Origin of the sequence: Bacillus sp. JJ675 (genome assembly GCF_036963165.1) — a bacterium.
GTDB classification, from domain to species: domain Bacteria; phylum Bacillota; class Bacilli; order Bacillales; family Bacillaceae; genus Bacillus; species Bacillus glycinifermentans.
This window is the reverse complement of sequence record NZ_JBALMR010000022.1, coordinates 24,388-47,952: the sequence shown is the minus strand read 5'-3', so window position 1 is coordinate 47,952 and position 23,565 is coordinate 24,388. Positions and strand designations below refer to the sequence as shown.

The window sequence follows — 23,565 nt, the reverse complement described above, 5'->3', positions numbered from 1 at the left end:
CTCCTTTTTACAGCTTCATTCCCATGCGGCTCTTATAGCGCTTGATCAGCATCTGGCAGTCCACGCTGACGACGCCTTCCAAAGGGTAGAGGCGCTTTGTCAGGAATTCCTCCATTTCGTGATCATTGGCAAAGATTCCGTGCATATGGAGCTTGCTCGGCCCGGTCATATGATAGAGGCTTGTGACGGCAGGTTCCTTTTCGAGCGCAGCGGCAACGGCCTCTAAATATTTGGGCTCGACTTCTACATTAAAAAAGACCGATACGGGAATTCCGACCTTCACTGGGTTGATCACGGCGGTGAACTTTTCGATGATGCCTTCTTCCATCAAATTGTTGATCCTCGTTTGAACGGCAACCCGCGACAGACCTACACGCTTCCCCAGATCAGTATAAGAAATCCTTCCTTCCTCATGGAGAATCGATAGAATTTTTTTATCTGTTTCATCAAGAACTAAATTTGGCATATGGTAATCAAGACTCATACACGTACCTTCCTTTCATATCGTCTTTCATCGTATCGCAATCTTTTTTGTTTTTTGAAAAACGTTTTGTAAATTGTATCATATATTGGATTTCGGTATGAATGGTTTTATCGATTTTATTCAACTTTATGAAAAATGATTGGAAGGTTTTCTTCCGCGGAGGTAGAACCTGGAGATTCCGGCCGATATACTTCAAAAGAAAAACAGACGTTTTAACAGAAAGGAAGGAATATGGAGAAATTAAGAATCGGAACGAAACAGATGGTCGTCAGTCCCCATTATCTCGCGTCGCTTGCCGGACACCGGATGCTGGAAAAAGGGGGAAACGCGTTTGATGCAGCCGTTTGCGTCAGCGCTTGCCTCGCGGTCGTCTATCCCCATATGACGGGACTCGGCGGGGATTCTTTTTGGCTGATGTACCGTTCGGAGAGCGGAGAGGTAACGGGTTTCAACGGCAGCGGAAGATCGGGCATGCGGGTGACCCGCGAATGCTACAAAGGGGAGCCTGTCATCCCGGAGAGAGGCGTTTTGAGCGCAATTACGGTTCCGGGCATGGCTGACAGCTGGGACGAAGTTTTGAAAACTTACGGTCGTTTAACGCTGAAAGAGGTGCTTGAGCCGGCGATCGCGTACGCTGAAGAGGGGTTCCCCGCCTCGACGGATCAATGCCGGACCACCGAAAAACATGCCGAATGGCTTTCCGGAATCCCGGTGACATCAGACATTTTTCTTCCGGGCGGAAGGCCTCCCGCCGAAGGTGAACGCTTTGTGCAAAAAGAGCTGGCCGGGACGTTAGCCCTTCTTGCGGAAAAAGGAAAAAACGCATTTTATAAAGGGGAAATCGCCCAATCGATAGCCGGTTATTTGCAAAACAACGGAGGATTGCTCACACTGGAAGATTTCATGCGCCATAAAGGGGAATGGGTCACACCGCTTTCTTCCTCATACAGAGGGTATGACGTCTATAAAATGCCGCCTAATTCCCAAGGGTTTGCAGGGCTCATGACGCTGAACATCCTGGAACACTATGATTTTACGAAAATCCCCCATGGTACCTTTGAATACTATCATCTCTTGATCGAAGCATTAAAGCGAAGCTTTGCCGACCGCAACGAGGTTCTGACAGATCCCGATTTTTCGCCGGTGCCGCTCGAACGTTTGCTTGACAAGGAGTACGCGAGAGATATCGCGGAGAATATCGGCGATGAAGCGAAGCCGCTTGCAAGCCCGCTGGTCGGCAGCGATACGGCATATGCAGCGGTTGCAGACGAAGAAGGAAATGCTGTGTCTTTTATTCAAAGCCTCTATTTTGAATTCGGATCAGGCGTGACGGCGGGCGAAACGGGAATCATTCTGCAAAACAGAGGATCGTTTTTCTCTCTTGACCCCGGGCATGTCAACAGACTGGAGCCCGGAAAAAGAACGTTCCATACATTGATGCCGGCCATGGCGTGCAAAGGCGGCAGACCGAAAATCCTTTACGGGACACAGGGAGGGGAAGGGCAGCCGCAAACCCAAACCGCTCTTTTGACGAGAATGATCGATTACGGAATGGACCCGCAAACGGCTATCAATGAGCCGAGATGGTTGTGGGGCAGAACGTGGGGAGATTATGTCGCAGGCGTGAGAATCGAAAACAGGGTGGACGAAGAAGTGATTCAAAAGCTGAAAGAGCGGGGGCATCTGGTCACCGTTGTCGATGATTTTGACGGCGTGATGGGACATGCGGCAGCGATCCAAATCGATGATCAAGGCTTCCCGAGGGGGGGGAACTGATCCGCGCTGCGACGGGGCAGCGATAGGAAAGTAAATGTTCGAAACAAATCTTTTGACACAATTTTTTCCACGAGCTATAATTATCTCGAAATCGAGATAATTTGGGAGGCGAAAACGTTGGCTAAAGATTTTTACACCGCGATTAAAGAAAGGCGTTCAATTTATGGAATCTCTAAAGATGTAAAGGTATCGGACGACAAAATTCGGGAAATCGTCGAGTTTGCCGTCAACCACACCCCGTCATCATTCAATTCGCAAAGCTCAAGGGCCGTTGTTCTATTGGGCGGGCAGCATGATAAGTTTTGGGAAATCACAACCGAAACGCTGCGAAAAATCGTTCCTGCCGATCAATTTGCAAGCACGGAAGAAAAAATGAACGCTTTCGGCAGCGGCTACGGCACGGTTCTGTTTTTCGAAGATCAAAACGTCATTAAAGGACTTCAAGAACAATTTGCATTGTATAAAGACAATTTCCCAATCTGGTCTGAGCAGTCTTCTGGCATGCTCCAGCTTGTCGTATGGACCGCTTTGGAGAGCGAAGGTCTCGGAGCTACTTTGCAGCACTACAACCCGCTCGTTGATGAGGAAGTCAAAAAAGAATGGAACATCCCTGAAAGCTGGAAGCTGATCGCGCAAATGCCGTTCGGCCATCCAGTAGCAGAGCCTGGAGAAAAAGATTTCGCGCCGATTTCAGAACGCGTGAAAATCCATAAATAAAAGGAACAAAAATACCCAATGAACGGCCGTTCATTGGGTATTTTGCTGCATATTCTACCAGTCTATGATGTTGAAACCTCATTCGAAACTTCTATAAAATGCTGCAAAGCCGGATTGCGGTTGTCCTTTCTGTGGGCGGTGACCCATTCTGCCCGAAGCGAAAGGTCATCGATTTCCCTGTAGACCACATCAAGGTTAAACAGCCGTTTGGCCGCCGTCGGCACGACCGCAACCCCCATTCCGGCAGATACGAGGCCGATCACCATTTGATATTCGGTCGCTTCCTGGGCGATGTTGGGAACGAAGCCGGCCTGCTCGCACGAAAAAATGAAGTCAGTGTATAAAGAAGGCCATGCTGATTTGTCGATCGCAATCAGTGACTCGTCTTCAAGATCACGCAGATAAATCCGGGATTTTTTAGTAAGCGGGTGGTATTTAGGAAGCGCGAGTACGCAATGGCTTTTCTTCACTGTGTATGACTTCAGTTCATCGTTTCCTAACGGAGGGTGCAAAACGCCGATGTCGATGTGTCCGTTTAATAAGGCTTCGATTTGGTTTGGGGTCGACAGCTCCCGCAATTCAATGTTGACTGAAGGGAATTGTCTGCGGTACTCCCTGATGATCGGCGGCATAATTTCGTATGTCGCCGAGCCGACAAAGCCGATCACGAGCCTGCCGAGTTCACCCCGGGCGGTCCGCTGGGCCATGTCAACCGCCTGATCGATCTGGGACAGGCCTTCTTTTATCTGCTTTAAAAAAACGCCGCCTGCCGCCGTCAGCTTGACGGCTCTTTTTGACCTCTTCAGCAAGGTGACGCCAATCTCACTTTCTAGCTGCTTAATCTGCTGGCTGAGCGGAGGCTGAGTCATTTTCAGCCGAAGAGCTGCTTTTCCGAAATGCAGCTCTTCGGCTACAACCATAAAATAACGAAGGTGGCGCAGCTCCATTTTTCACTCATTCCTTTCTGAATGCGATTTCAGTCGTTTTACATATTAATTGTAAGACAAAGAAGTATTGGAAAACAATTTCCACAAGATGTATATTTAATAATACAATAATTTTATTAAAAATTCATTGTAAATGAATGAAAATGGAGGAGTGAGGGCTTTGAAAAAAGTAGCCGCTGAAAATGAAACTCTTACGGTAAGAGGAGCAGAGCTTGTGGTGGATAGTCTCATTCAGCAGGGTGTCACTCATGTTTTCGGTATTCCGGGAGCAAAAATCGATGCGGTATTTGACGTGTTGAAAGACAAAGGGCCTGAATTGATCGTATGCCGTCACGAGCAAAATGCAGCATTTATGGCGGCGGCAGTCGGACGATTGACTGGAAAGCCCGGTGTTTGCCTGGTGACCTCAGGTCCGGGAGCTTCTAATTTAGCTACCGGTCTTGTAACAGCCAATACAGAAGGAGATCCGGTTGTTGCTCTTGCTGGTGCTGTAAAGAGAGCGGATCGTCTTAAAAAGACCCATCAATCAATGGATAATGCGGCGTTATTTCAGCCGATTACGAAATACAGCGCAGAAGTTGAAGATCCTAACAATATTCCTGAAGCCGTAACAAATGCGTTCAGAGCGGCAGCTTCTGGACAGGCCGGCGCAGCCTTTCTCAGCTTTCCGCAGGACGTAACAGCCGGTCCGGCTACCGCTAAACCGGTAGGAACCTTGCCTGCGCCGAAACTGGGCGCAGCTCCGGATGAACTCATCAGTGCGGCCATCGCCAAAATTCAAAATGCAAACCTTCCTGTCGTGCTTGTCGGAATGAAAGGCGGAAGACCTGAAGCAATAGAAGCTGTCCGCCGTCTGCTGAGAAAAGTGAAGCTTCCGTTTGTCGAAACGTATCAGGCAGCGGGAACGCTTGCTCATGATTTGGAAGACCAATACTTCGGACGAATTGGATTATTCTGCAATCAGCCCGGAGATATTTTATTGGAAAAAGCGGATGTCGTCTTGACGGTCGGGTACGATCCGATTGAATACGATCCGGTATTGTGGAATAAAAAAGGCGAACGAAGCATTATTCACCTAGATGAAATTCAAGCGGAAATCGATCACGATTATCAGCCGGACATCGAACTAATCGGGGATATCGCAGCGACTTTGGACCATATTGAACACGATTCGCTTCCTGTCTCAATCGACAAATCGCTCGTGCCTGTGCTACATCAGTTAAGCAAAGCATTGAAGGAACAAAGCGAGCCCCCTAAAGAGAAGCAATCAGACCGCGTGCATCCGCTGCAAATCATTCACGATTTGCGCAATTTGGTGAGCGATGATGTCACGGTGACATGCGATATTGGCTCTCATGCCATTTGGATGTCTAGATATTTCCGATGCTACCGTCCGCTTGGCCTGCTGATTTCAAACGGCATGCAGACGCTCGGCGTCGCTTTGCCTTGGGCGATTGCAGCATCTATTGTAAACCCGGGACAAAAAATCGTATCCGTTTCAGGAGACGGCGGCTTCCTGTTCTCGGCGATGGAATTGGAAACAGCGGTCAGATTAAAAGCTCCGATCGTACACCTTGTATGGAATGACAGCGCATATGACATGGTGGCGTTCCAGCAGGAAATGAAATACAACCGGACTTCCGGAGTCGACTTTGGCAATATAGATATTGTAAAATACGCTGAAAGCTTTGGAGCAAAAGGCTTAAGGGTTAATTCGCCGGAAGAATTGAAAGAAGTGCTTCAGCAGGGTCTTGATGCAGAGGGTCCTGTCGTCATTGATATTCCTGTCGATTACAGCGACAACATTCATTTGGCAGACCAACGTTTCCCTAAAGCGTTTGAGGAACAATTAAAAAAAGAAACCTCTAAGCAATCTTGATCACAGCACGTTCAGTCATCATATTAAAATCAAGGGAGTGAAAAGAGGAAAATGAAAAGTATAAGCAAGCAGAAAGTCATTCAATCCATCGATAAAAATCTTGACCAGGTCTATCAGGTCTCAACGATGGTTTCCCTATTGGACGGTATTTATGACGGGGACTTTTACATGTCGGAAATAAAAGAGCACGGCGACTTCGGGATCGGCACGTTTAATCAGCTCGACGGGGAACTGATCGGGTTTGACGGCGAGTTTTACCGTCTCCGTTCAGATGGAAAAGCCTATCCCGTTCAAGAAACGGACTGTTCTCCTTTTTGTTCGCTGACGTTCTTCCGTCCGGACATTTACCATGAGATCAATCAGCGAATGACGCTCGAAGAGTTTGAAAAAGAGATGAAGAAGATCATGCCGAGCGAAAACCTGTTTTACGCGATCCGCATGGACGGCGTCTTTAAAAAAGTAAAAACGAGAACGGTGGAATTGCAGGAAAAACCGTACGTGCCGATGGTCGAAGCGGTGAAATCCCAGCCGATCTTCGATTTTGACGACATCAAAGGCACGATCGTCGGTTTTTGGACGCCTCAGTTTGCCCACGGCATCGCCGTATCAGGCTTCCACCTTCATTTTATTGATGAAGATCGCAATGGCGGCGGACATGTATTTGATTATGAAATCGAAAAATGTACGGTTCAGATTTCGCAAAAACTGAATATGAACCTCAGATTGCCGAATACGAAGGATTTCTTTAAAGCTGATTTAGCAAGCCACGATCTTGTGGCAGGCATTGAAGCGACGGAAGGAAATCCGGAGCAATAATGAAGTGAAGCCCTCTTTCCGAAAAAAGAGGGCTTTTTTTCAGCCATTACCGCTTCTTTCCTAAAATCAACACCCCTTTAAGGCAGAATGAAAGCGGATGGCCGTTTTCGGCCAGGACAATTTGGAATTCATCGCGGCATGCTTGTGATGATCCGGTCAAATGGGCGGCAATGTCCGGCCTTTTTTCCTCAGGTACCGCTCCCCGGTGAATCCAGTTGTCGTATTCAATGGGGATGTTCCACCTTCCCTGTTCCATATAATCCAGGCCGTTTTCTTCAAACCATTTGTTCCATTCGGCCAGCGAATATTCCCGGACGTGCGACGGGTCTCTCATCCGATTGAGCCGATTGATAAACTGGTCGAGGGCCTTGTCTTCAGGTGCGTGATGGTCCACGAGGATAAAGTTGCCCCCCTGCTTTAATACGCGGGCGATTTCTGACATCGCCCGGCTGATGTCAGGGAAATGATGAGCCGCAAACCGGCATGTGACGATATCAAAAGAAGCGTCCGGGAAATCGAGCTTTTCCGCATCTCCTTGAAGAAACGTCACATTGCAGGCGTTTTTTTCTTTCGCATAAAGGGCAGCGGTCTTGACCATTTCCTCAGTAACATCGATGCCTGTGCACTGCATGACGAAGGGCGAAAATGCAATCGCTGTATGCCCCGCTCCCGCTCCGACGTCAAGCAGGGCTTCATCTCCTGCAAGCGGCACGCTTTTTACCATTGCTTCAAGATCCTTTCCTGCTGAAAACAGCGGTTCATCACGGTATTGCTCAGCGTTTTTCGAAAATTGCTGTTGTGCTCTCGTTTTCATAACCATCATCCTCCTTAAAATGGTTATAGATTTATCGTAACGACATCGACATCTATCAGTCCAAGATATAAAATGTATGAATACAATAGTCTGAAACTATGGAGGTGCGGCCATGGATATGAGGCTTTTTGAATACACGGCGGAAATATATAAAAAAGGCAGCTTTACGAAGGCGGCTGACAGCCTCCACATCGCCCAGCCATCGCTGAGCCAGCAGATCAAAAAACTGGAGGGCGAGCTCGGTTTTCCTTTGTTATCGAAAAAGGGGAGCCGTGTCACCCACTCCGCAAGGAATGAGGTTTATTCAAAGAGCCCAGGACATATTGCGGGCAAGAGACGATCTGCTGCGCGAAATGCAGGATCAGCGCCAGGGGATGGGTACGGGGCTGTCGATCGGTGTACCTGCGGTAACGGGAGGGCACCTTTTGCCTCCGCTATTGAAGACGTTTTTTGAAAAACATCCGGGCGTGCGCGTTCAGCTGATAGAAGAATCACCTGCAGCATTAGAACAAATGACGGAAAAAGGCGAAATTGATTTGGCGATTTTGCCGCTGCCCATCGATAATGAACGGCTCGTTACCGTTCCGATATTGACGGAGCCGCTTTTTCTCGCCGTTCCGTTTGAAAAGCAGAGCTGGATGACTGAACAGATGCAGTCGTTCATTTATTCTGTTCGGAGAGAGACCGAAAAAAGAGCCGTTTCCTTGCAAGCTGCCGAGGATGTGCCGTTTATTTTATTAAAAGAGGGATACGGTTTCCGCAGAACGGTGCTTGATTTGTGCGCAAAAGCAGGGTTCAAACCAAAGGTCACATTCAAAACGAGCAGCATTGAAACCGCACAGTCCCTCGTTGAAAACGGAATGGGCGTCACGATTGTCCCGCAAATGGTGATGAGGAAATCGTCTCCGCGTCTCGTCTATGTCCCTTTGCAATCTGCACCGACCCGAACGATTGTGTTTGCTTATTCGGAAAGCTGTTATGTCAGTCTCGCCGCACAAGCTTTTATGGAGACGGCGCAAAACAGCTTGAAAAAAGACCTCTTGTGATCAAGAGGTCTAGCCGTTTCGCTCCGCAGGCCGCCTGGCGGGTTACCCGAGAATCATTTTGATTTTTCCAGCTTTAGCGGAGCAGGTATGGTTTTATCGACTTTTTTGCCGTTCAGAATATCTTGCGCCGCCTGGACGGCAAGCTTTCCGATCAATTCAGGCTGCTGGGCGATCGTTGCCGCCATTTCTCCCGTTTTGACCGCTTTAATCGCATCTTCATTTCCGTCAAATCCAACGACGAGAATGTCTTTCCCCGAGCTTCTGATCGCTTCGATCGCACCGAGCGCCATTTCGTCATTGTGGGCGAATACGGCTTGAATATCAGGATTTCCCTGCAGGAGGTTCTCCATGACGTTTAATCCCTTTGTGCGGTCAAAGTCGGCCGTTTGCCTTGCGATGACATCGAGCTTTTGGTCGGCTGTTTTGTGAAAGCCTGAACCCCGTTCCCGCGTAGCAGACGCGCCCGGAACGCCCTCGAGCTCGGCGACTTTTGCGCTTTTGCCGAGCCGTTCAACGATGTAATCGGCCGCCATTTGTCCGCCCTTGACATTATCTGAAGCCACAAGGGTTTCAACTTTTCCTTTTTCGGCAGATCTGTCAAGGGTAACGACCGGGATGCCGAGCGAATTTGCCGATTGGACGGCGGTGGAAATCGCCGATGAATCGGCCGGATTAATCAGCAGCGCGTCAACGCCTTGCTGAAGAAGGTCCTCGACATCGTTTGTCTGTTTTGCCGAATCGTCCTGGGCGTCAACGACGATCACTTTGATGCCGCGTTTTTTCGCTTCATTCACAACGCCGTTTTTTAACGATACGAAAAACGGGTTTTTCAGCGTTGAGACAGATAAACCGATTTTGATTTCTTTTCCGTTTTCTTTTTTGGGCTTCGCCCACTCAGGCGGCTCCAATGAACAGGCTGACAGGAAAAGCAGCGCCAGCGCCGTAACTACCGTTAGCAATTTTTTCATGAATCGTGTCCCCCTTATGCGGATTTCTTGCGGTCAAGCAAAACTGCGATCAAGATGACGATCCCTTTGACGACCATTTGGAAAAACGAAGAAACGCCGAGCAGGTTCAAGCCGTTGTTTAATGTCCCGATGATCAGCACGCCGATCAACGTGCCGGCGATTCTTCCCCTTCCTCCGGCAAGGCTTGTTCCGCCCAATACGACCGCGGCGATGGCGTCCAGCTCATAAGAGGTCCCTGCCGTCGGCTGCGCCGAATTGAGGCGCGACGTCAAAATGGCGCCCGCTAATGCAGATAAAAGGCCTGCGAGAGAATAGATCATGATCTTGATGCGGGATACCTTGATGCCTGAAATGAGCGCCGCTTTTTCATTGCCGCCGATCGCATATGTGCGGCGGCCGAACGGCGTCTTGTGAAGGATGGCCCAAAGCAGGATAAAGGCGGCTGCCATCGTGACGGCGGGGACGGGGATGCCTAAAAAGTATCCGCGTCCGAATAGCTGAAAGCCGTAGTGGTTACCGAGCCCCGTAATCGGATTTCCGTCCGTATACACCATCGTGAGGCCGCGGAAAATCGTCATTGTCGCCAGCGTTGCGATAAATGGAGCCATTTTCCCCTTCGTGATCAAAAGTCCGTTTACCATGCCGAGCAATGCCCCGATCAGACAGCCGATGACGACCGCGAGTATCGGGTCGATTCCGCCCGTGATCATCCCTGCGATTAAAGCGCTTGAAAGGGCGAGAATTGCTCCGACGGACAGGTCGATCCCCCCGGTCAGAATAACAAAAGTCATACCGAACGCAATCAAAGCATTAATGGCGACCTGTCTTAACAGGTTTAAAATATTTAATGGTTCTAAAAAGCCCGGGTTTAACAGCGATACGATAACAACAAGAATGATGAGGCCGAGAAACGCACCGAGCTTTTGCAAAATAGAGTCGAGATACACGTTTTTTCCCATTTCTTTTGCGGGTTGAGTGTTCATGTTACAGCCCTCCTGTAGCGAGTGTCATAATCCGTTCTTGTGTGGCGTCTTGCCGCGATAGTTCTCCGCTTAAGCTTCCTTCGCGGATGACAAGCACGCGGTCGCTCATGCCGAGAATCTCGGGAAGCTCGGAGGAGACCATTAAGATCGCGACGCCGCGGTCTGTCAGCTCATTCATCAGCTGATAAATTTCCCGTTTTGCCCCGACATCGACGCCCCGTGTCGGCTCATCCAGGATCAGCACTTTCGGCCCGATGCCGATCCATTTGGCGATCACCGCTTTTTGCTGGTTTCCGCCTGAAAGGCTGCCGACCGGCGTTTCCGAAGAATCCGTTTTGATCATAAGCCGCTTGATCAAAAGGTCGACGAATTGCTGTTCGCTTTTGTGATCGATCCATCCTTTAGGGGAAAAGCTTGCAAGATTCGGCAGTGCGATGTTTTCCCGAATCGATGCGTCAAGCACAAGCCCTTCGTCCTTCCGGTTTTCGGTAATCAGGCCGATGCCTTTTTGCACCGCATCGCTCGGCGTTTTGATCACCGCTTTTTTGCCGTCGATCAAAATGGCGCCCGCATCGAGCGGATCGAGGCCGAAGATCGCTCTCATGATTTCCATGCGGCCCGCGCCCATCAGCCCGGAGACGCCGACGATTTCACCGGCGCGGACGTGAAAGCTGATATTTTCGAATAATCCTTTTTTCGTTGCGCCCCTGACCTCAAGAACGATTCGGCCGGGCTTTGGATTCCGCTCAGGATAGCGCTCTGTGAGCTCCCGGCCGACCATCTTTTTGACGACTTCATGAAAATCGGTATCGGAAATGTTTTTCGTATCGACCGTATTTCCGTCGCGCATCACCGTAATCCTGTCGCAAATCGCAAAAATTTCTTCCATGCGATGGGAAATATAAACGATGGAAACGCCGTTTTTCTTTAACGATTCGATAACGGCAAACAATTTGTTGATTTCCCGGTCGGTCAGGGCCGCGGTCGGTTCGTCCATGATGATCACCTTTGCATCGGTCATCAGCGCTTTGGCGATTTCTATCATTTGCTGCTGGCCCACCGAACAGAGCCCGGCTTCTTTTTCAAGAGAAATGGAGACTCCGAGTTTTTCAAATTGCTCTTTTGCTAGCGCTTTCATTTTCTTGCTGTTTAAAAATCCGAGTTTTGAAGACAGTTCCCGGCCGATATACAGATTTTCCAATACGGTCATGTCAGGCCAAATATTCAGCTCTTGATGGATAAAGGCAATGCCGTGTTGTTCAGCTTCTTTCGGACCGGAAAAATAGGTTTCTCTGCCGTTGATTTTGATCGTTCCGCTGTCAAGCTTGTGAAGGCCTGTTAATAGATTCATCAATGTTGATTTTCCGGCGCCGTTTTCTCCCATCAAGGCATGGACTTCGCCTTCGTGAAGCTCGAAGGAAACGCCTGTTAACACCCGGTTTTGACCAAATGCTTTATAGATGTCCTTCATTTCGATATACACCTGCTGCACCTTCCTTCTATTTAAAAAATCACCCCGGCATGCAATATGCAGTTTGCATAAGGGGTTGCTTCCCCGGTACGGATCACGGCTTTTGCCTGCTTTGTCGCTTCTTTAAATGCCTCGTGTGACATATATTCAATCGTCTGCTTTGCAAAGTGTCCGTGTAAAAATGCGTTCTGCTCCGGATTGCCTGTTTTAATTTCTTCAGCCGCGGTTACTTTTTCGACTGCCATTTCTCCGGCAATCAGCTTTGCGACGTCTTGAAAGCCGGGGGTTCCCAGTGTCAGAGCCAAATCGATTTTCAGAACCCCGGGCGGAACGGGCAAACCGGCGTCTGCGATGACGATGGTGTCGGTATGCCCGAGGTCGGCGAGCACTTTGGCGATATGGCTGTTTAATATGCCGTGTTTTTTCATGACAGCGCCCGCTCCACTTCGGCCCGTTTTGGCATTCCGCCTTGTGCCCCGAATTGTAATACGGACAGGGATGCTGCACGGTTGGCAAAACGCAGGGCTGCTTCGATATCCTTACCTTCTGAAAGAGCGACGGCAAGTCCGGCATTGAAGGTGTCTCCGGCGCCTGTTGTATCAACTGGTTCAACCGGAAATGAAGGGATGAGCCGTTCCTCGGTCCCATTGTGATAGCGGACGCCGTTTTTGCCTTCTGTGATGAACAGTTTGCACGGGAACCGTTTTAGCGCTTCTTCACGGGAAAGGCCTTGAAACAAAATCGATGCTTCGTGTTCATTCGGCGTCATGTACGCCGCATTTTCGATCGTTTCCGGTCTGAGAGGCCGGGCCGGCGCCGGGTTAAGCAGCAGAGGGATGCTAAGCGATTTGCACAGCCCGCTGACATAATCGACGGTGTCCTCCGGAATTTCCTGCTGGATCAGCACGATATCCGCCTGCTGAACCGCCGGGAGCGCCTGTTTGACATAGTCGGGCGTTATATGGTCGTTTGCTCCTTTGACAACGATGATGCTGTTGTCTCCTTCTGCAAGTACGATGTGGGCTGTGCCGCTTTCTGTACCTGTAACCGGTTCCACATAGTCTGTCAAAACACCGTTCGCTTTTAAATTGTCCAGGATCGCTTTCCCGTAATGGTCATCGCCTACGCAGCCGATCATGTACACGTCTGCGCCCAATCTCGCCGCAGCGACCGCCTGGTTTGCGCCCTTTCCCCCGGGAACGGTCTGAAATGAATCGCCAAGCACCGTTTCCCCGGCTTTCGGACGTTTTTTGGACGTCACGACCAAATCCATTGAAGAGCTGCCGATTACGCATATTTTACTCATTGTCATCCGCCTTTCTCGTCGTTTGTCTTTCAATAAAAGTCACCGGCATTTGCACAGCCGATTGTCCAATATATTCGTTTTTCATGACCGAAAGCAGCAATTTTGCCGCTTCTTTTCCCATCTCATAAGCGGGCTGTCTGATCGTGGACAGGGGAGGAAACAGCAATTCGCTTTGCGGAATATCGTCAAAGCCGATAATTTGCAGATCCTCCGGAACTTTGATCTTCCGTTTTAATGCTTCGTGCAGAACGGCCGTTGCCACAATGTCATTGCTTGCGACAATACCGTCTGTTCCGGGATATAGGGAAAACAGCTCGGCAGCCCGCTGCTGTGCTTCCTGAAAAGAAAACGTCTCGGTCGCCATGACATGAAAATCGACGTCGGCTTCGCCTAATATATCGAGGGCCCCGTTAAACCGGTCTCTTGCCGTCTGCAAATGGCCCGGCCCTTTCATAAGAGTGATTCGCTTCGAGTGTCGTTTTATGATTTCTGAAGCGGCGATCTGGCCGCCTTCTCTGCCGTCCGCAAAAACAGACGGCGCATGCGCACCCGTTCTGTCCAGAAAGACGATCGGCATTGATGAATCTTTGTAATTTGGCGCATCTGGATGATTTGTCGCTGAAATCACGCCCACGACGTGATTTTGTTTAAATGTCTGCAAATAGTCGAGCTCTTTTTCAAGATCTTCATCGCTGTTTCCGAAGATAAGACGAAAGCCATGCTGATGAATCTCATCTTCGACGCCTCTGGCCAGCTGCGGAAAAAACGGGTTTGTAATGTCGGGAAGCAGCAGCCCGACCAGCCGCGATTCCCTTTTATAGAGGGATCTGGCTACTTCATTCGGGTGATAATTCAGTTCTTCCATCGCTTTTAGAACCCGGGTTTTCGTCTCTTCATGGACGTATCCGGACTCATTTAGAACGCGGGAAACCGTAGCGACGGATACTTTAGCGGCGAGTGCGACATCCTTAATCGTGGCCAACGAAGACTTCACCCCCTCTTTATGTAACCGTTTACACAAAGAGTATCACGAGCTTGAAGAATTGACAATGAAAAAAACTGCCAGACTGTATTTCTGCAAAGCAATGATATATGAAAGAAAAATATAGGGACGGGATCATAAATATGTCGAATTCATAAACAATAGAATAGTAAGAAAAATTAAAAATGTTAAAGTTTGATGAAATATAGATCAAAAAATTTAAGAGCCGTTTAAAACCTAGGATTATAACCTAAAAAACGATAAAACGAGGTGAATCGATCGGCTCACAAATTGTTTGGTTTTGTTAATCAATCCCGTTCATTGAAGAAAGGAAATGAGCGTTTTTTAGATATAGTCTTTGTGTCATAGGACGGATTTTTCTTTATCAGTCAGAAATGGTGACTTTTTTAACTGTATGCCGATTAAAAAATAAACGGAAACACCGGTGTTTTCCCTATGATAAGCGGATTTCGGACGTTTAAAGATTCATTGCCAGTCCATCTTTCAGCCTTTCTCAGAAAATAGGGATAAACGTACAAAACGAAATGTGAGTAATTTTGAAAACGCATACATCGAAATGTGTTGAAAAATAAGTGAGAGATAAGAACTGTCGATTTCCAAAATTATCAATATGAGGGTAGGTATTAGTAACGTAAGTGAGATGATCTTTGTCACAAAAAATAAAGTCGTTTTCTGTTACATAATGCCGATTGTGATTTCATATTGAACCTATATACTGATGAATGAATTTACAATCAGATTCCAAGAAGGAGATGTAGACAAACAATGTGGGTAATGCTATTAGCCTGTGTGGTCGTTGTTGGGATCGGCATTTATGAAAAGAGGCGCCATCAGCAAAACATCGATGCACTGCCGGTCCGGGTAAACATCAACGGGATACGCGGAAAGTCCACGGTGACAAGGTTAACAACAGGGATATTAATCGAAGCAGGTTACAAAACAGTTGGAAAAACAACCGGGACTGATGCAAGGATGATTTATTGGGACACACCGGAAGAAAAGCCGATTAAAAGAAAGCCTCAAGGGCCGAATATCGGTGAACAAAAGGAAGTCATGAAAGAGACGGTGGAAAGGGGAGCCAATGCGATCGTCAGCGAGTGTATGGCCGTTAACCCTGATTACCAAATCATCTTTCAGGAAGAATTGCTTCAGGCTAATATCGGGGTAATTGTAAACGTTCTTGAAGATCACATGGATGTCATGGGACCGACTTTGGATGAAATCGCAGAAGCGTTTACGGCAACGATTCCTTATAACGGCCATTTGGTTATTACGGATAGCCCTTACACGGATTTCTTTAAAGAAGTAGCTGAAAAACGGAATACGAAAGTCATCATCGCAGATAACTCGAAAATAACGGATGATTATCTCCGCCAGTTTGAGTATATGGTGTTCCCGGATAATGCGTCGCTTGCTCTCGGGGTTGCGCAAGCATTGGGAATTGATGAAGAAACAGCCTTTAAAGGCATGTTGAATGCGCCGCCTGATCCGGGAGCGATGAGGGTGCTGCCGCTGATGAACGCCAAAAACCCTGGCCATTTCGTCAACGGTTTTGCGGCAAATGACGCAGCTTCCACGCTGAACATTTGGAAGCGCGTGAAGGAAATAGGCTACCCGACGGATCAGCCGATCATCATTATGAACTGCCGCGCCGACCGGGTAGACAGGACACAGCAGTTTGCAGATGATGTTCTTCCTTATATTGAGGCAAGTGAACTTGTGCTGATTGGGGAAACGACAGAGCCGATCGTCAAAGCGTATGAAGCGGGCAAAATTCCTGCGGACAAGCTGTTTGATTTGGAGCACAAAACGACAGAAGAAATTATGTTCATGCTGAAAAATAAATTAGAGGGCCGCGTCATTTACGGAATCGGCAATATTCACGGGGCAGCGGAGCCTCTCATCGAAAAAATTCAAGATTACAAGATTAAACAGCTCGTTAGCTAGGAGGAAGAGAACAAAATGTTTGGATCAGATTTATATATCGCCCTCATATTAGGAGTTTTACTCAGTCTAATATTTGCAGAAAAAACGGGAATTGTACCGGCGGGACTTGTCGTACCGGGTTATTTGGGGCTTGTGTTCAATCAGCCGATTTTCATGCTGCTCGTCCTTTTTGTCAGTCTCTTGACATATGTGATCGTAAAATTCGGACTTTCAAAGATCATGATTTTGTACGGACGCAGAAAATTTGCGGCCATGCTGATTACAGGTATTCTTCTTAAAATCGGATTTGATTTCATCTACCCGGCCATGCCGTTTGAGATTGCGGAATTCAGGGGAATCGGTATCATCGTTCCGGGATTAATAGCCAATACGATCCAAAGACAAGGGCTGACCATTACGCTCGGAAGTACGCTTTTGTTAAGCGGAGCAACATTCGTCATTATGTATGCTTACTATCTAATCTAAAGTTAGGTGTGTCAAAACGATGAAAAAACAACTGAACTTTCAGGAAAAGCTGCTGAAATTGACAAAGCAGGAGAAAAAGAAAACGAATAAACACGTTCTTATCGCATTGCCTGTAATATTTTGTCTCATGTTTGTCTTCACCTGGATTGGAAGCGCCAAAACTCCTCCACAAGTCGCGAAGCAAACGGACGCTAAACTGACGGCAACCTTTGTCGGCGATATCATGATGGGCAGAAATGTAGAAAAAGTGACGAATCTGCACGGTTCGGAAAGTGTCTTTAAACATGTGAAGCCATACTTTGATGTGTCAGATTATATAACAGGGAACTTTGAAAACCCGGCAACCAATAAAAAAGACTACCAGCCCGCAGAAAAGAACATTCACCTTCAAACCAATCTGGAGTCTGTGGAAACCTTGAAAAAAATGAATTTCAATGTGCTGAATTTCGCCAACAACCATGCGATGGATTACGGGCAAAACGGTTTGGATGATACGCTTAATAAGTTCACAGAAGAGAATCTGGACATCGTGGGCGCAGGCAAAAACCTCGATGATGCGAAGCAGCATGTATCTTATCAGAATGTGAACGGTGAAACCATTGCCACGCTCGGATTTACAGACACCTACACGAAAAATTTCACAGCGAAAAAGGACAGAGGCGGAGTATTGCCGTTAAGCCCGAAAATTTTCATTCCGATGATTGCGGAAGCGTCCAAAAAAGCCGATCTCGTCATCGTGCATGTTCACTGGGGTCAGGAGTATGACAACGAACCGAACGACAGGCAGAAAGATTTGGCAAAAGCGATCGCCGATGCGGGAGCCGACATTATCATCGGCGCTCACCCGCACGTTCTTGAACCGATTGAAGTGTATAAAGGCACAGTTATTTTTTACAGCCTTGGAAACTTCGTCTTTGACCAGGGATGGTCAAGAACTCGCGACAGCGCGCTTGTTCAATACCATTTAATGAACGACGGCAAAGGCCGTTTCGAGGTCACGCCTCTCAATATTCGCGAAGCAACGCCGTCGCCGTTGGGCAAGAGCGATTTCATGAAGCGGGAAGCGATTTTCCGCCAATTGACAAAAGGGACAAACCTGGATTGGAAAGAGGAAAACGGAAAATTAACGTTTGAAGTCGATCATACCGACAAACTGAAAAATAACGAAAACGGAGTGACGAACAAATGAAATTTGTTAAAGCGCTATGGCCGTTTGTAGGACTCGTTCTGATCATTTCCTTCATGTCCGCTTTTAAATACACTGATGAATTGTCAAACGATGAAAAAGCAAAGATTTCAACGGAAATGCAGAAAGTGCGTCAGCAGGACAACACAACAGGCGCTGAGCAATAAGTAATCCCTAAGACTGTTCGAGAGCATCTCGGCAGTCTTTTTTTCTGAACCAGCGACAAATTTCATAATCAATCAGGGAAAAAAGTTTTATAAAAATTCAGGAGGATTTTGGTGTTGGTAACAGCCGGCGTTTATTGTATTCTTTTAAGGGGTAAAAGCCCGGTCAAAGAAGAAACTGCGAATGATACCCGGATTTGTTGAAAACGGCCGATCGGGATGAAACAAACACCTCATGTCTATCACCTGCTGCATCATATCCCTCAGATGTTTTGAAATGCAAGATCATTCGTTGCCTGCCATTTCTTCTCACGCTTCAAACGATATATTGAATCAGCCCAGCCCTTAAATATCCCAGTAAAACCGACGATGATAGAGAAAAAGAGGAGGAAAAGATCAATTGGAGAAAATAACTGCGTACAAACGGATGCTCTTATTTATCGGGATGGCAGCGTTTTTAATGCTTCCATTTTGGCATGGCGGCAAAGTCGCCAAGGCTCAGGAGAAAGGCGAATATATTGCAGAAACGGCAAAAAAACTCGAAGGAACAAAATACGCTTATGGCGGCGCTTCGCCTAAGGAAGGTTTTGATCCGTCAGGCTTTGTGCAGTACGTGTTTCAAAAAGCGCTTGATGTCTCGCTTCCGAGAACGGTAAAGGAGCAGGCGAAGCTAGGGACAAAGGTGGATCGGAAAGACCTTGAGAAAGGCGACCTTGTCTTTTTCAAAAACGCTGCCCTTGAAGCAGACGGTCCGACGCATGTCGCCATTTATTTAGGACAAGATCAAATCATTCACAGCACGAAAACAGGCGGAATCTCCATTACAAAACTTGAAGGCAGCACCTATTGGAGTTCGGCCTATCAACAGGCGAGAAGAATTACGAAAGAGCCGAAAATATCCAATGATCCCGTCGTTCAAAAAGCCCTCGATTCCATTGGAGTTCCTTATGTGTTTGGAAGTGCGTTCCCTGATATCGGATTTGATTGTTCCGGCCTGACCCAATATGTGTTTAGAGAGACGCTCGGCGTATATTTGCCGAGATCGGCCGAACAGCAATGGGCAGTCGGCAAAAAAGTGAAATTGGAGGATATACAGCCGGGAGATGTCATCTTCTTCAGCAACACGTACAAGCCAGGCATATCACACAACGGTATTTATGCCGGCGGCGGCAGGTTCATCCATGCGAGCCGCTCGGATAAAGTGACGATCTCTTACTTGTCTGCTTCATACTGGCAAAAGAAATTTACGGGTATTCGCCGATTTGACAATCTGTCGCTCCCGAAAAATCCGATCGTATCTGAAGCGATCAAGTATATTGGCGAAGTCCCTTACAAAAAAGGCGGTACAACGCCTAAGCACGGTTTTGATACAGCCGGGTTTATCCAGTATGTTTATAAAACGGCAGCAGGCATCGACCTTCCGCGCTATGCCGATAAGCAGTACAAAGCAGGCGCAAGCATTAAAAAAAGAGAGCTTCAGGCAGGAGATATCGTGTTCTTCAAAGGAACGACGACCCTTATTCCTTCGATTTACATCGGAAACGGCCAAGTCGCCTTGGTCACCCTGTCTTCTGGCGTGACGACCGCCGATATGGAGACGAGCTCGTATTGGAAGGATAAATACGTTGGAAGCATCAGAATTCAATAAAACCGCTTGAAGCATCAAGCGGTGTGACAAACCCTCGCATTCGCTGCCAGACCTTACAAGCCGGTGCTCACCGAAACGTCGAGGAAACGGCTTCCGTCACCACGAAGTGCAAGGACGCCCTATCCGAATACCGTCGTCATTACGTCTTGTGAAAGTCCGATGCTCGGTCTTCCTAGACTGCAGAGGTTTAGGGCCGTACGGAAAAGATGACAACATCCTAAAACTTTAAACCTTTTTAGGATGTTGTCATCAATCTGTTTTTTAATGATATTCGTTTTCCAGCAGCTTATTGATAAAATAAGCGACGCCATTTTCGTCATTGCTTTTCGTAATAAACGTGCTCATATGTTTTAACTCATCGATCGCATTTCCCATCGCGATTCGGTGGCCGGCCTCTTCAAACATTGATAAATCGTTCGGACTGTCGCCGATTGCATAAATATCCTGTTTCTCAATACCGTAGTGTTTCGCAAATTCTCTGAGGGCCCGGCCTTTGCCTGATTCGGCGGGGAGAATTTCGATAATATGCTTTCCTGATGAAGTGAGTCCGAGCTTCGGATTTGCCGACAAATCAGCTTTTGCTTTTTTGAGTTTCTCCGTATCAAACGAAAAGCAAAGCAGCTTATAAATGTTTTCATCGCTTTCAAATACTTTGCGAATATCGGGAACCGGCTTGATCCCGAATTGTTTGAACTGTGTCAGCGCTCCCTGCCACAGCGTGTCCCTGTCTTCATCCGGATTGGCGCTTGCGACAATATCAAGCTCGGCTTCGAGTTTTTGTTTGCCGTCAAACGGCGATAAAAGGGCATCATCCGTATATACTTCAAAATAAATATCCTGTTCTGTCAAATATTTGGCGGTTTTCTGCCCGGCTTCCCGATCCATCAAGGTCCGGCTGAGCAGTTTATAGTTAAAATCGTGAACCGTTCCCCCGTTTGCTGCGATAATCGGAATGTCCAAACCGTTGAGCAGCGCTTTCACGTCAAACGTTGCCCTTCCTGTGCAGATCGCTACGATGCAGTCTGAGACAAGCGCCTTTTTGATAGCGGCACGGTTTTCAGCGGAAATTTTGCTTTCGGCGTTTAAAAGGGTTCCGTCTAAATCGATTGCAATTAACCTCATTATGTAAATATGACCTCCTGTAAGAGCGAATTTCTGTTTTTCAGAGGCAAAAAAACAACTTTCTAAAAATCTGTTATGTAAAAAGGCTAAACCTAAATTTCATTTTTTTCAATAGTAAATCGTGAGGATATAAAGCAGAAAAAGGATGATGCCAGATCATCCTTTTTCGTATTATGAGCCTAATTGCTGCTTTAATTCCTGTTTGATTTCGGCGAGGGTTGTTTGATCAAGCTTGAAATAATAGATATCCCCCGGCTGATAATCGCTTCCTTTCAACTGAAGGGAATCAACTGATTGGATCGATGAAATAAACGGAATCAATCCGATCGCGTCATTTAGTGACAAGTTCATCGAAACATTTTTTCCAAGTGTGTCAAGGATATCGTCATATGCAGGAATGGAAGTAATCGATTTGGATTTGCTGATGATCGCCTTTATCACTTCCATCTGCCGCTGCCCGCGCATTAAGTCGGTATCCGCTTTTCTCGTTCTGACATAAGCCAGGGCTTCTTCGCCGTTCAAAGTCTGAGAACCGGTTGTGAGATTGACTTTGCCTTTTGTATCTTTTGTAATTTGTTTGACGATATATTCATTTTTAATCGTAACCGGAACGCCGCCCAGCTCATCGATAATTTCTTCGAAGGCGGTAAAATTGATATCCACTACATAATCCACTGGTACATCAAGCAAATTCTCAACGGTTTCCACACTGAGATCCCGGCCGCCAAGCGAGTGGGCGTGCGTAATTTTATCCAATCCGTGCCCGGGGATATTCACATAGGAATCCCGTGGAATGCTCAGCAGTTTTACCGACTTGTCTTTTCGGTTGAAAGTAGCGAGAATCATGGCATCGCTTCGCTCTTTATTCATATCCTGGCCAGGTCGTGCGTCATTTCCCATCAGGAGGACTGTAAAATTATCTTTGGCCGGATTGAATTCTTTAATCCGTTTAACGGATTGGCTTCCCCTAGCGAGGTCGATATGCGCCTCTTTTGATGCGCTGGCGACTTTATAGTAGGCGTAACCGCCTGCAGCTACTGTAGCCGTCACAATTAAAGCGATCAAGAACAATGAGTATTTGACCCATTTTCTCAGTTTTCTTTTCTTCGTTCGTTGCGATCGTGACATTTTGTAATCTCCTCTTCTATTTATTGAAACGTACCATTATTGTTGAATAAGTTCAAATTTTTATAAAAATACTTGTTTCCCAGTATTAGATTTTACCATATATCAAGTTTCCGGGCGCGGGGATTCGGCGTTTTGCTTCTATTTATTTTTGACACCTATAATAGGACGTCAAAAACATAAAAATGTTTCATTTAATTAGATTCCTTTTAATGGAATTTACTTTTGATGTTTGAAGAATTAGAGATAAGGTAAAAGATTCATAAAGACATCAGCACTCTTGTTGAAAAGAGGAGGAGTTCATTCATGAGTAAAAATAGGCCGAATAGATGGCTCTATTTTTTCGGAGCATTGGGAGGGGTTCTTTACGGTTATGACACTGGCGTCATTTCCGGAGCGATCCTGTTTATGAAAAAGGAACTTGGACTGAACGCATTTTCAGAAGGGCTTGTCGTCAGCTCGATTTTAATCGGAGCGATGTTCGGTTCCGGTTTTTCAGGAAAGCTGACAGACCGCTTCGGAAGAAGGAAGGCGATCATGTCTGCGGCCGTCCTGTTTTGCATCGGCGGACTGGGTACGGCGCTAGCGCCAACGATGGAATATATGGTGGCCTTTAGAATCGTGCTCGGACTTGCTGTCGGCTGTTCGACAACGATCGTTCCCCTGTATCTTTCAGAGCTGGCGCCGAAGGAGTCAAGAGGCGCTCTTTCTTCGCTGAATCAGTTGATGATTACGATCGGGATTCTCATTTCTTATTTGATTAATTATGCGTTTAGCGATGCTGGGGCATGGCGCTGGATGCTCGGTTTGGGGCTTGTACCGTCAATCGCTCTTCTGATCGGCATCTTTTTCATGCCTGAGAGCCCGCGCTGGCTGCTCGCAAAGGGGAAAGAGGAAAAAGCGAGAGCGGTTCTGAACAAGATGAGAGGCGAAAAGAGGGTCGAGCAGGAGGTAACTGAGATCAAGAATGCGGAAGAGCAGGATAAAGGGGGGGTGAAAGAACTTTTTGAGCCATGGGTTCGCCCGGCTTTGATTGCAGGTCTCGGCCTCGCATTTCTTCAGCAATTCATCGGGACGAATACGATTATTTACTATGCTCCAAAAACGTTTACAAATGTCGGTTTTGAAGATTCAGCCGCTATTTTAGGAACGGTCGGCATCGGGACGGTTAACGTACTGATGACGCTTGTGGCGATCCGCATGATCGACCGGATCGGCAGAAAGCCGCTTTTGCTGTTCGGAAATGCGGGGATGGTCATCAGCCTGATCGTGCTGTCAGCAGCCAACATCTATTTTGGCGATACCACCGGAGCGGCATGGACGACGGTTATTTGCTTGGGCGTCTTCATCGTGGTGTTTGCTGTCAGCTGGGGGCCCATTGTCTGGGTGATGCTCCCCGAACTGTTCCCGCTTCACGTCAGGGGAATCGGAACGGGGGTATCGACGTTCATGCTCCACGCCGGAAACCTCATCGTGACGCTAAGCTTCCCGCCGCTCCTTGAAGTAATGGGCATCAGCTATTTGTTCCTTTGCTATGCTGCAATCGGGATTGCTGCATTCCTGTTCGTCTTTTTCAAAGTAACGGAGACAAAGGGAAAGAGCCTTGAAGAAATAGAACAGGATTTAAAGGAAAAGCACGGCAGCAGCTTGAAAGCCGAAAGCCGGGCAGCGGAGCAGTAAAAAGGATGGATGCCGCCA

General features: G+C 47.5%; 20 protein-coding genes and 2 pseudogenes. 11 read left to right on the top strand and 11 right to left on the bottom strand.

Features of this window, described 5'->3' with window-relative positions:
* Positions 1-7: 7 nt before the first annotated feature.
* On the bottom strand, positions 8-484 hold the full coding sequence (locus V7126_RS06470) for an Lrp/AsnC family transcriptional regulator (RefSeq protein ID WP_046130136.1): 477 nt from the start codon (positions 482-484) through the stop codon (positions 8-10).
* Positions 485-715: 231 nt separating this feature from the next.
* On the opposite strand from V7126_RS06470, the pseudogene ggt reads away from it, so the two are divergent.
* Together ggt and V7126_RS06460 are read left to right on the top strand one after the other, a co-directional pair.
* A pseudogene (ggt, locus tag V7126_RS06465) lies at positions 716-2,294 on the top strand (gamma-glutamyltransferase).
* Positions 2,295-2,377: 83 nt separating this feature from the next.
* Positions 2,378-2,977: a nitroreductase family protein gene (locus V7126_RS06460; RefSeq protein ID WP_175075815.1), complete on the top strand. Its 600-nt coding sequence runs from the start codon at positions 2,378-2,380 to the stop codon at positions 2,975-2,977.
* A 62-nt stretch (positions 2,978-3,039) separates the two neighbouring features.
* On the opposite strand, the gene alsR is transcribed toward V7126_RS06460, so the two are convergent.
* Positions 3,040-3,924, bottom strand: coding sequence for an acetoin biosynthesis transcriptional regulator AlsR (gene alsR / locus V7126_RS06455; protein WP_046130135.1), 885 nt, complete (start codon positions 3,922-3,924; stop codon positions 3,040-3,042).
* A gap of 160 nt (positions 3,925-4,084) precedes the next feature.
* Here alsR and alsS point away from each other — a divergent pair, with 160 nt between their 5' ends.
* Both alsS and budA read left to right on the top strand, forming a co-directional pair.
* Positions 4,085-5,803 (top strand): acetolactate synthase AlsS, encoded by a 1,719-nt coding sequence (gene alsS / locus V7126_RS06450; RefSeq protein ID WP_175075814.1) that lies wholly within the window; start codon positions 4,085-4,087, stop codon positions 5,801-5,803.
* A gap of 51 nt (positions 5,804-5,854) precedes the next feature.
* Positions 5,855-6,619 carry an acetolactate decarboxylase gene (gene budA / locus V7126_RS06445; protein ID WP_175075813.1) on the top strand — a complete coding sequence of 255 codons (765 nt, stop codon included), beginning with the start codon at positions 5,855-5,857 and terminating at the stop codon, positions 6,617-6,619.
* Between the two features lie 46 nt (positions 6,620-6,665).
* Here budA and V7126_RS06440 read toward each other — a convergent pair whose 3' ends face one another.
* A complete protein-coding gene (locus tag V7126_RS06440; RefSeq protein WP_082094067.1) occupies positions 6,666-7,433 on the bottom strand; it encodes a class I SAM-dependent methyltransferase in 768 nt (255 codons plus the stop codon).
* Positions 7,434-7,545: 112 nt separating this feature from the next.
* Between V7126_RS06440 and V7126_RS06435 the strand changes: the two are divergent.
* Positions 7,546-8,479, top strand: a pseudogene (locus V7126_RS06435) (LysR family transcriptional regulator).
* 53 nt (positions 8,480-8,532) lie between these two features.
* On the opposite strand, the gene rbsB reads toward V7126_RS06435, so the two are convergent.
* The 6 genes from rbsB to V7126_RS06405 are packed head-to-tail and all read right to left on the bottom strand — an operon-like array spanning position 8,533 to position 14,189.
* Positions 8,533-9,447 carry a ribose ABC transporter substrate-binding protein RbsB gene (rbsB, locus tag V7126_RS06430; protein ID WP_046130130.1) on the bottom strand — a complete coding sequence of 305 codons (915 nt, stop codon included), beginning with the start codon at positions 9,445-9,447 and terminating at the stop codon, positions 8,533-8,535.
* A gap of 14 nt (positions 9,448-9,461) precedes the next feature.
* Positions 9,462-10,430, bottom strand: a complete 969-nt coding sequence (gene rbsC, locus V7126_RS06425; RefSeq protein ID WP_175075812.1) for a ribose ABC transporter permease RbsC — start codon at positions 10,428-10,430, stop codon at positions 9,462-9,464.
* A 1-nt stretch (position 10,431) separates the two neighbouring features.
* On the bottom strand, positions 10,432-11,913 hold the full coding sequence (locus tag V7126_RS06420) for a sugar ABC transporter ATP-binding protein (protein ID WP_175075811.1): 1,482 nt from the start codon (positions 11,911-11,913) through the stop codon (positions 10,432-10,434).
* Between the two features lie 20 nt (positions 11,914-11,933).
* A complete protein-coding gene (rbsD, locus tag V7126_RS06415; RefSeq protein WP_046130127.1) occupies positions 11,934-12,329 on the bottom strand; it encodes a D-ribose pyranase in 396 nt (131 codons plus the stop codon).
* Positions 12,326-13,207 (bottom strand): ribokinase, encoded by an 882-nt coding sequence (gene rbsK, locus V7126_RS06410; RefSeq protein ID WP_175075810.1) that lies wholly within the window; start codon positions 13,205-13,207, stop codon positions 12,326-12,328. The genes rbsD and rbsK overlap by 4 nt, the downstream gene beginning before the upstream one ends.
* Positions 13,200-14,189: a LacI family DNA-binding transcriptional regulator gene (locus tag V7126_RS06405; RefSeq protein WP_175075809.1), complete on the bottom strand. Its 990-nt coding sequence runs from the start codon at positions 14,187-14,189 to the stop codon at positions 13,200-13,202. The genes rbsK and V7126_RS06405 overlap by 8 nt, the downstream gene beginning before the upstream one ends.
* Before the next feature lie 786 nt (positions 14,190-14,975).
* Here V7126_RS06405 and pgsB point away from each other — a divergent pair.
* From pgsB to V7126_RS06380, 5 genes are all read left to right on the top strand, one after another.
* Positions 14,976-16,157: a poly-gamma-glutamate synthase PgsB gene (gene pgsB / locus V7126_RS06400; protein WP_046130124.1), complete on the top strand. Its 1,182-nt coding sequence runs from the start codon at positions 14,976-14,978 to the stop codon at positions 16,155-16,157.
* Positions 16,158-16,172: 15 nt separating this feature from the next.
* Entirely contained in the window at positions 16,173-16,622 is a 450-nt protein-coding gene (gene pgsC / locus V7126_RS06395) for a poly-gamma-glutamate biosynthesis protein PgsC (RefSeq protein ID WP_046130123.1), read from the top strand.
* A gap of 19 nt (positions 16,623-16,641) precedes the next feature.
* Entirely contained in the window at positions 16,642-17,811 is a 1,170-nt protein-coding gene (locus V7126_RS06390) for a CapA family protein (protein ID WP_175075808.1), read from the top strand.
* A complete protein-coding gene (locus V7126_RS06385; protein ID WP_099047078.1) occupies positions 17,808-17,975 on the top strand; it encodes a hypothetical protein in 168 nt (55 codons plus the stop codon). Before V7126_RS06390 ends, V7126_RS06385 begins: the two co-directional genes overlap by 4 nt.
* A gap of 424 nt (positions 17,976-18,399) precedes the next feature.
* A complete protein-coding gene (locus tag V7126_RS06380) occupies positions 18,400-19,620 on the top strand; it encodes a C40 family peptidase (protein WP_438823795.1) in 1,221 nt (406 codons plus the stop codon).
* A gap of 261 nt (positions 19,621-19,881) precedes the next feature.
* Here V7126_RS06380 and V7126_RS06375 read toward each other — a convergent pair whose 3' ends face one another.
* On the bottom strand, positions 19,882-20,742 hold the full coding sequence (locus V7126_RS06375) for a Cof-type HAD-IIB family hydrolase (RefSeq protein WP_046130120.1): 861 nt from the start codon (positions 20,740-20,742) through the stop codon (positions 19,882-19,884).
* A gap of 171 nt (positions 20,743-20,913) precedes the next feature.
* Positions 20,914-21,870: an LCP family protein gene (locus tag V7126_RS06370; protein ID WP_046130119.1), complete on the bottom strand. Its 957-nt coding sequence runs from the start codon at positions 21,868-21,870 to the stop codon at positions 20,914-20,916.
* A 303-nt stretch (positions 21,871-22,173) separates the two neighbouring features.
* Here V7126_RS06370 and V7126_RS06365 point away from each other — a divergent pair, with 303 nt between their 5' ends.
* Positions 22,174-23,547 carry a sugar porter family MFS transporter gene (locus tag V7126_RS06365; RefSeq protein ID WP_046130118.1) on the top strand — a complete coding sequence of 458 codons (1,374 nt, stop codon included), beginning with the start codon at positions 22,174-22,176 and terminating at the stop codon, positions 23,545-23,547.
* Positions 23,548-23,565: the final 18 nt, after the last annotated feature.

What these genes read in the sequence shown, in the direction of transcription:
- pgsC (WP_046130123.1), top strand. Translation starts at nt 16,173, where the DNA reads ATGTTTGGATCAGATTTATATATCGCCCTCATATTAGGAGTTTTACTC.
- budA (WP_175075813.1), top strand. Translation starts at nt 5,855, where the DNA reads ATGAAAAGTATAAGCAAGCAGAAAGTCATTCAATCCATCGATAAAAAT.
- rbsD (WP_046130127.1), bottom strand. Translation starts at nt 12,329, where the DNA reads ATGAAAAAACACGGCATATTAAACAGCCATATCGCCAAAGTGCTCGCC.
- V7126_RS06470 (WP_046130136.1), bottom strand. Translation starts at nt 484, where the DNA reads ATGAGTCTTGATTACCATATGCCAAATTTAGTTCTTGATGAAACAGAT.
- V7126_RS06380 (WP_438823795.1), top strand. Translation starts at nt 18,400, where the DNA reads ATGCTCTTATTTATCGGGATGGCAGCGTTTTTAATGCTTCCATTTTGG.
- rbsK (WP_175075810.1), bottom strand. Translation starts at nt 13,207, where the DNA reads ATGAGTAAAATATGCGTAATCGGCAGCTCTTCAATGGATTTGGTCGTG.
- V7126_RS06365 (WP_046130118.1), top strand. Translation starts at nt 22,174, where the DNA reads ATGAGTAAAAATAGGCCGAATAGATGGCTCTATTTTTTCGGAGCATTG.
- V7126_RS06370 (WP_046130119.1), bottom strand. Translation starts at nt 21,870, where the DNA reads ATGTCACGATCGCAACGAACGAAGAAAAGAAAACTGAGAAAATGGGTC.
- V7126_RS06440 (WP_082094067.1), bottom strand. Translation starts at nt 7,433, where the DNA reads ATGAAAACGAGAGCACAACAGCAATTTTCGAAAAACGCTGAGCAATAC.
- rbsB (WP_046130130.1), bottom strand. Translation starts at nt 9,447, where the DNA reads ATGAAAAAATTGCTAACGGTAGTTACGGCGCTGGCGCTGCTTTTCCTG.
- rbsC (WP_175075812.1), bottom strand. Translation starts at nt 10,430, where the DNA reads ATGAACACTCAACCCGCAAAAGAAATGGGAAAAAACGTGTATCTCGAC.
- V7126_RS06375 (WP_046130120.1), bottom strand. Translation starts at nt 20,742, where the DNA reads ATGAGGTTAATTGCAATCGATTTAGACGGAACCCTTTTAAACGCCGAA.
- V7126_RS06390 (WP_175075808.1), top strand. Translation starts at nt 16,642, where the DNA reads ATGAAAAAACAACTGAACTTTCAGGAAAAGCTGCTGAAATTGACAAAG.
- pgsB (WP_046130124.1), top strand. Translation starts at nt 14,976, where the DNA reads ATGTGGGTAATGCTATTAGCCTGTGTGGTCGTTGTTGGGATCGGCATT.
- alsR (WP_046130135.1), bottom strand. Translation starts at nt 3,924, where the DNA reads ATGGAGCTGCGCCACCTTCGTTATTTTATGGTTGTAGCCGAAGAGCTG.
- V7126_RS06385 (WP_099047078.1), top strand. Translation starts at nt 17,808, where the DNA reads ATGAAATTTGTTAAAGCGCTATGGCCGTTTGTAGGACTCGTTCTGATC.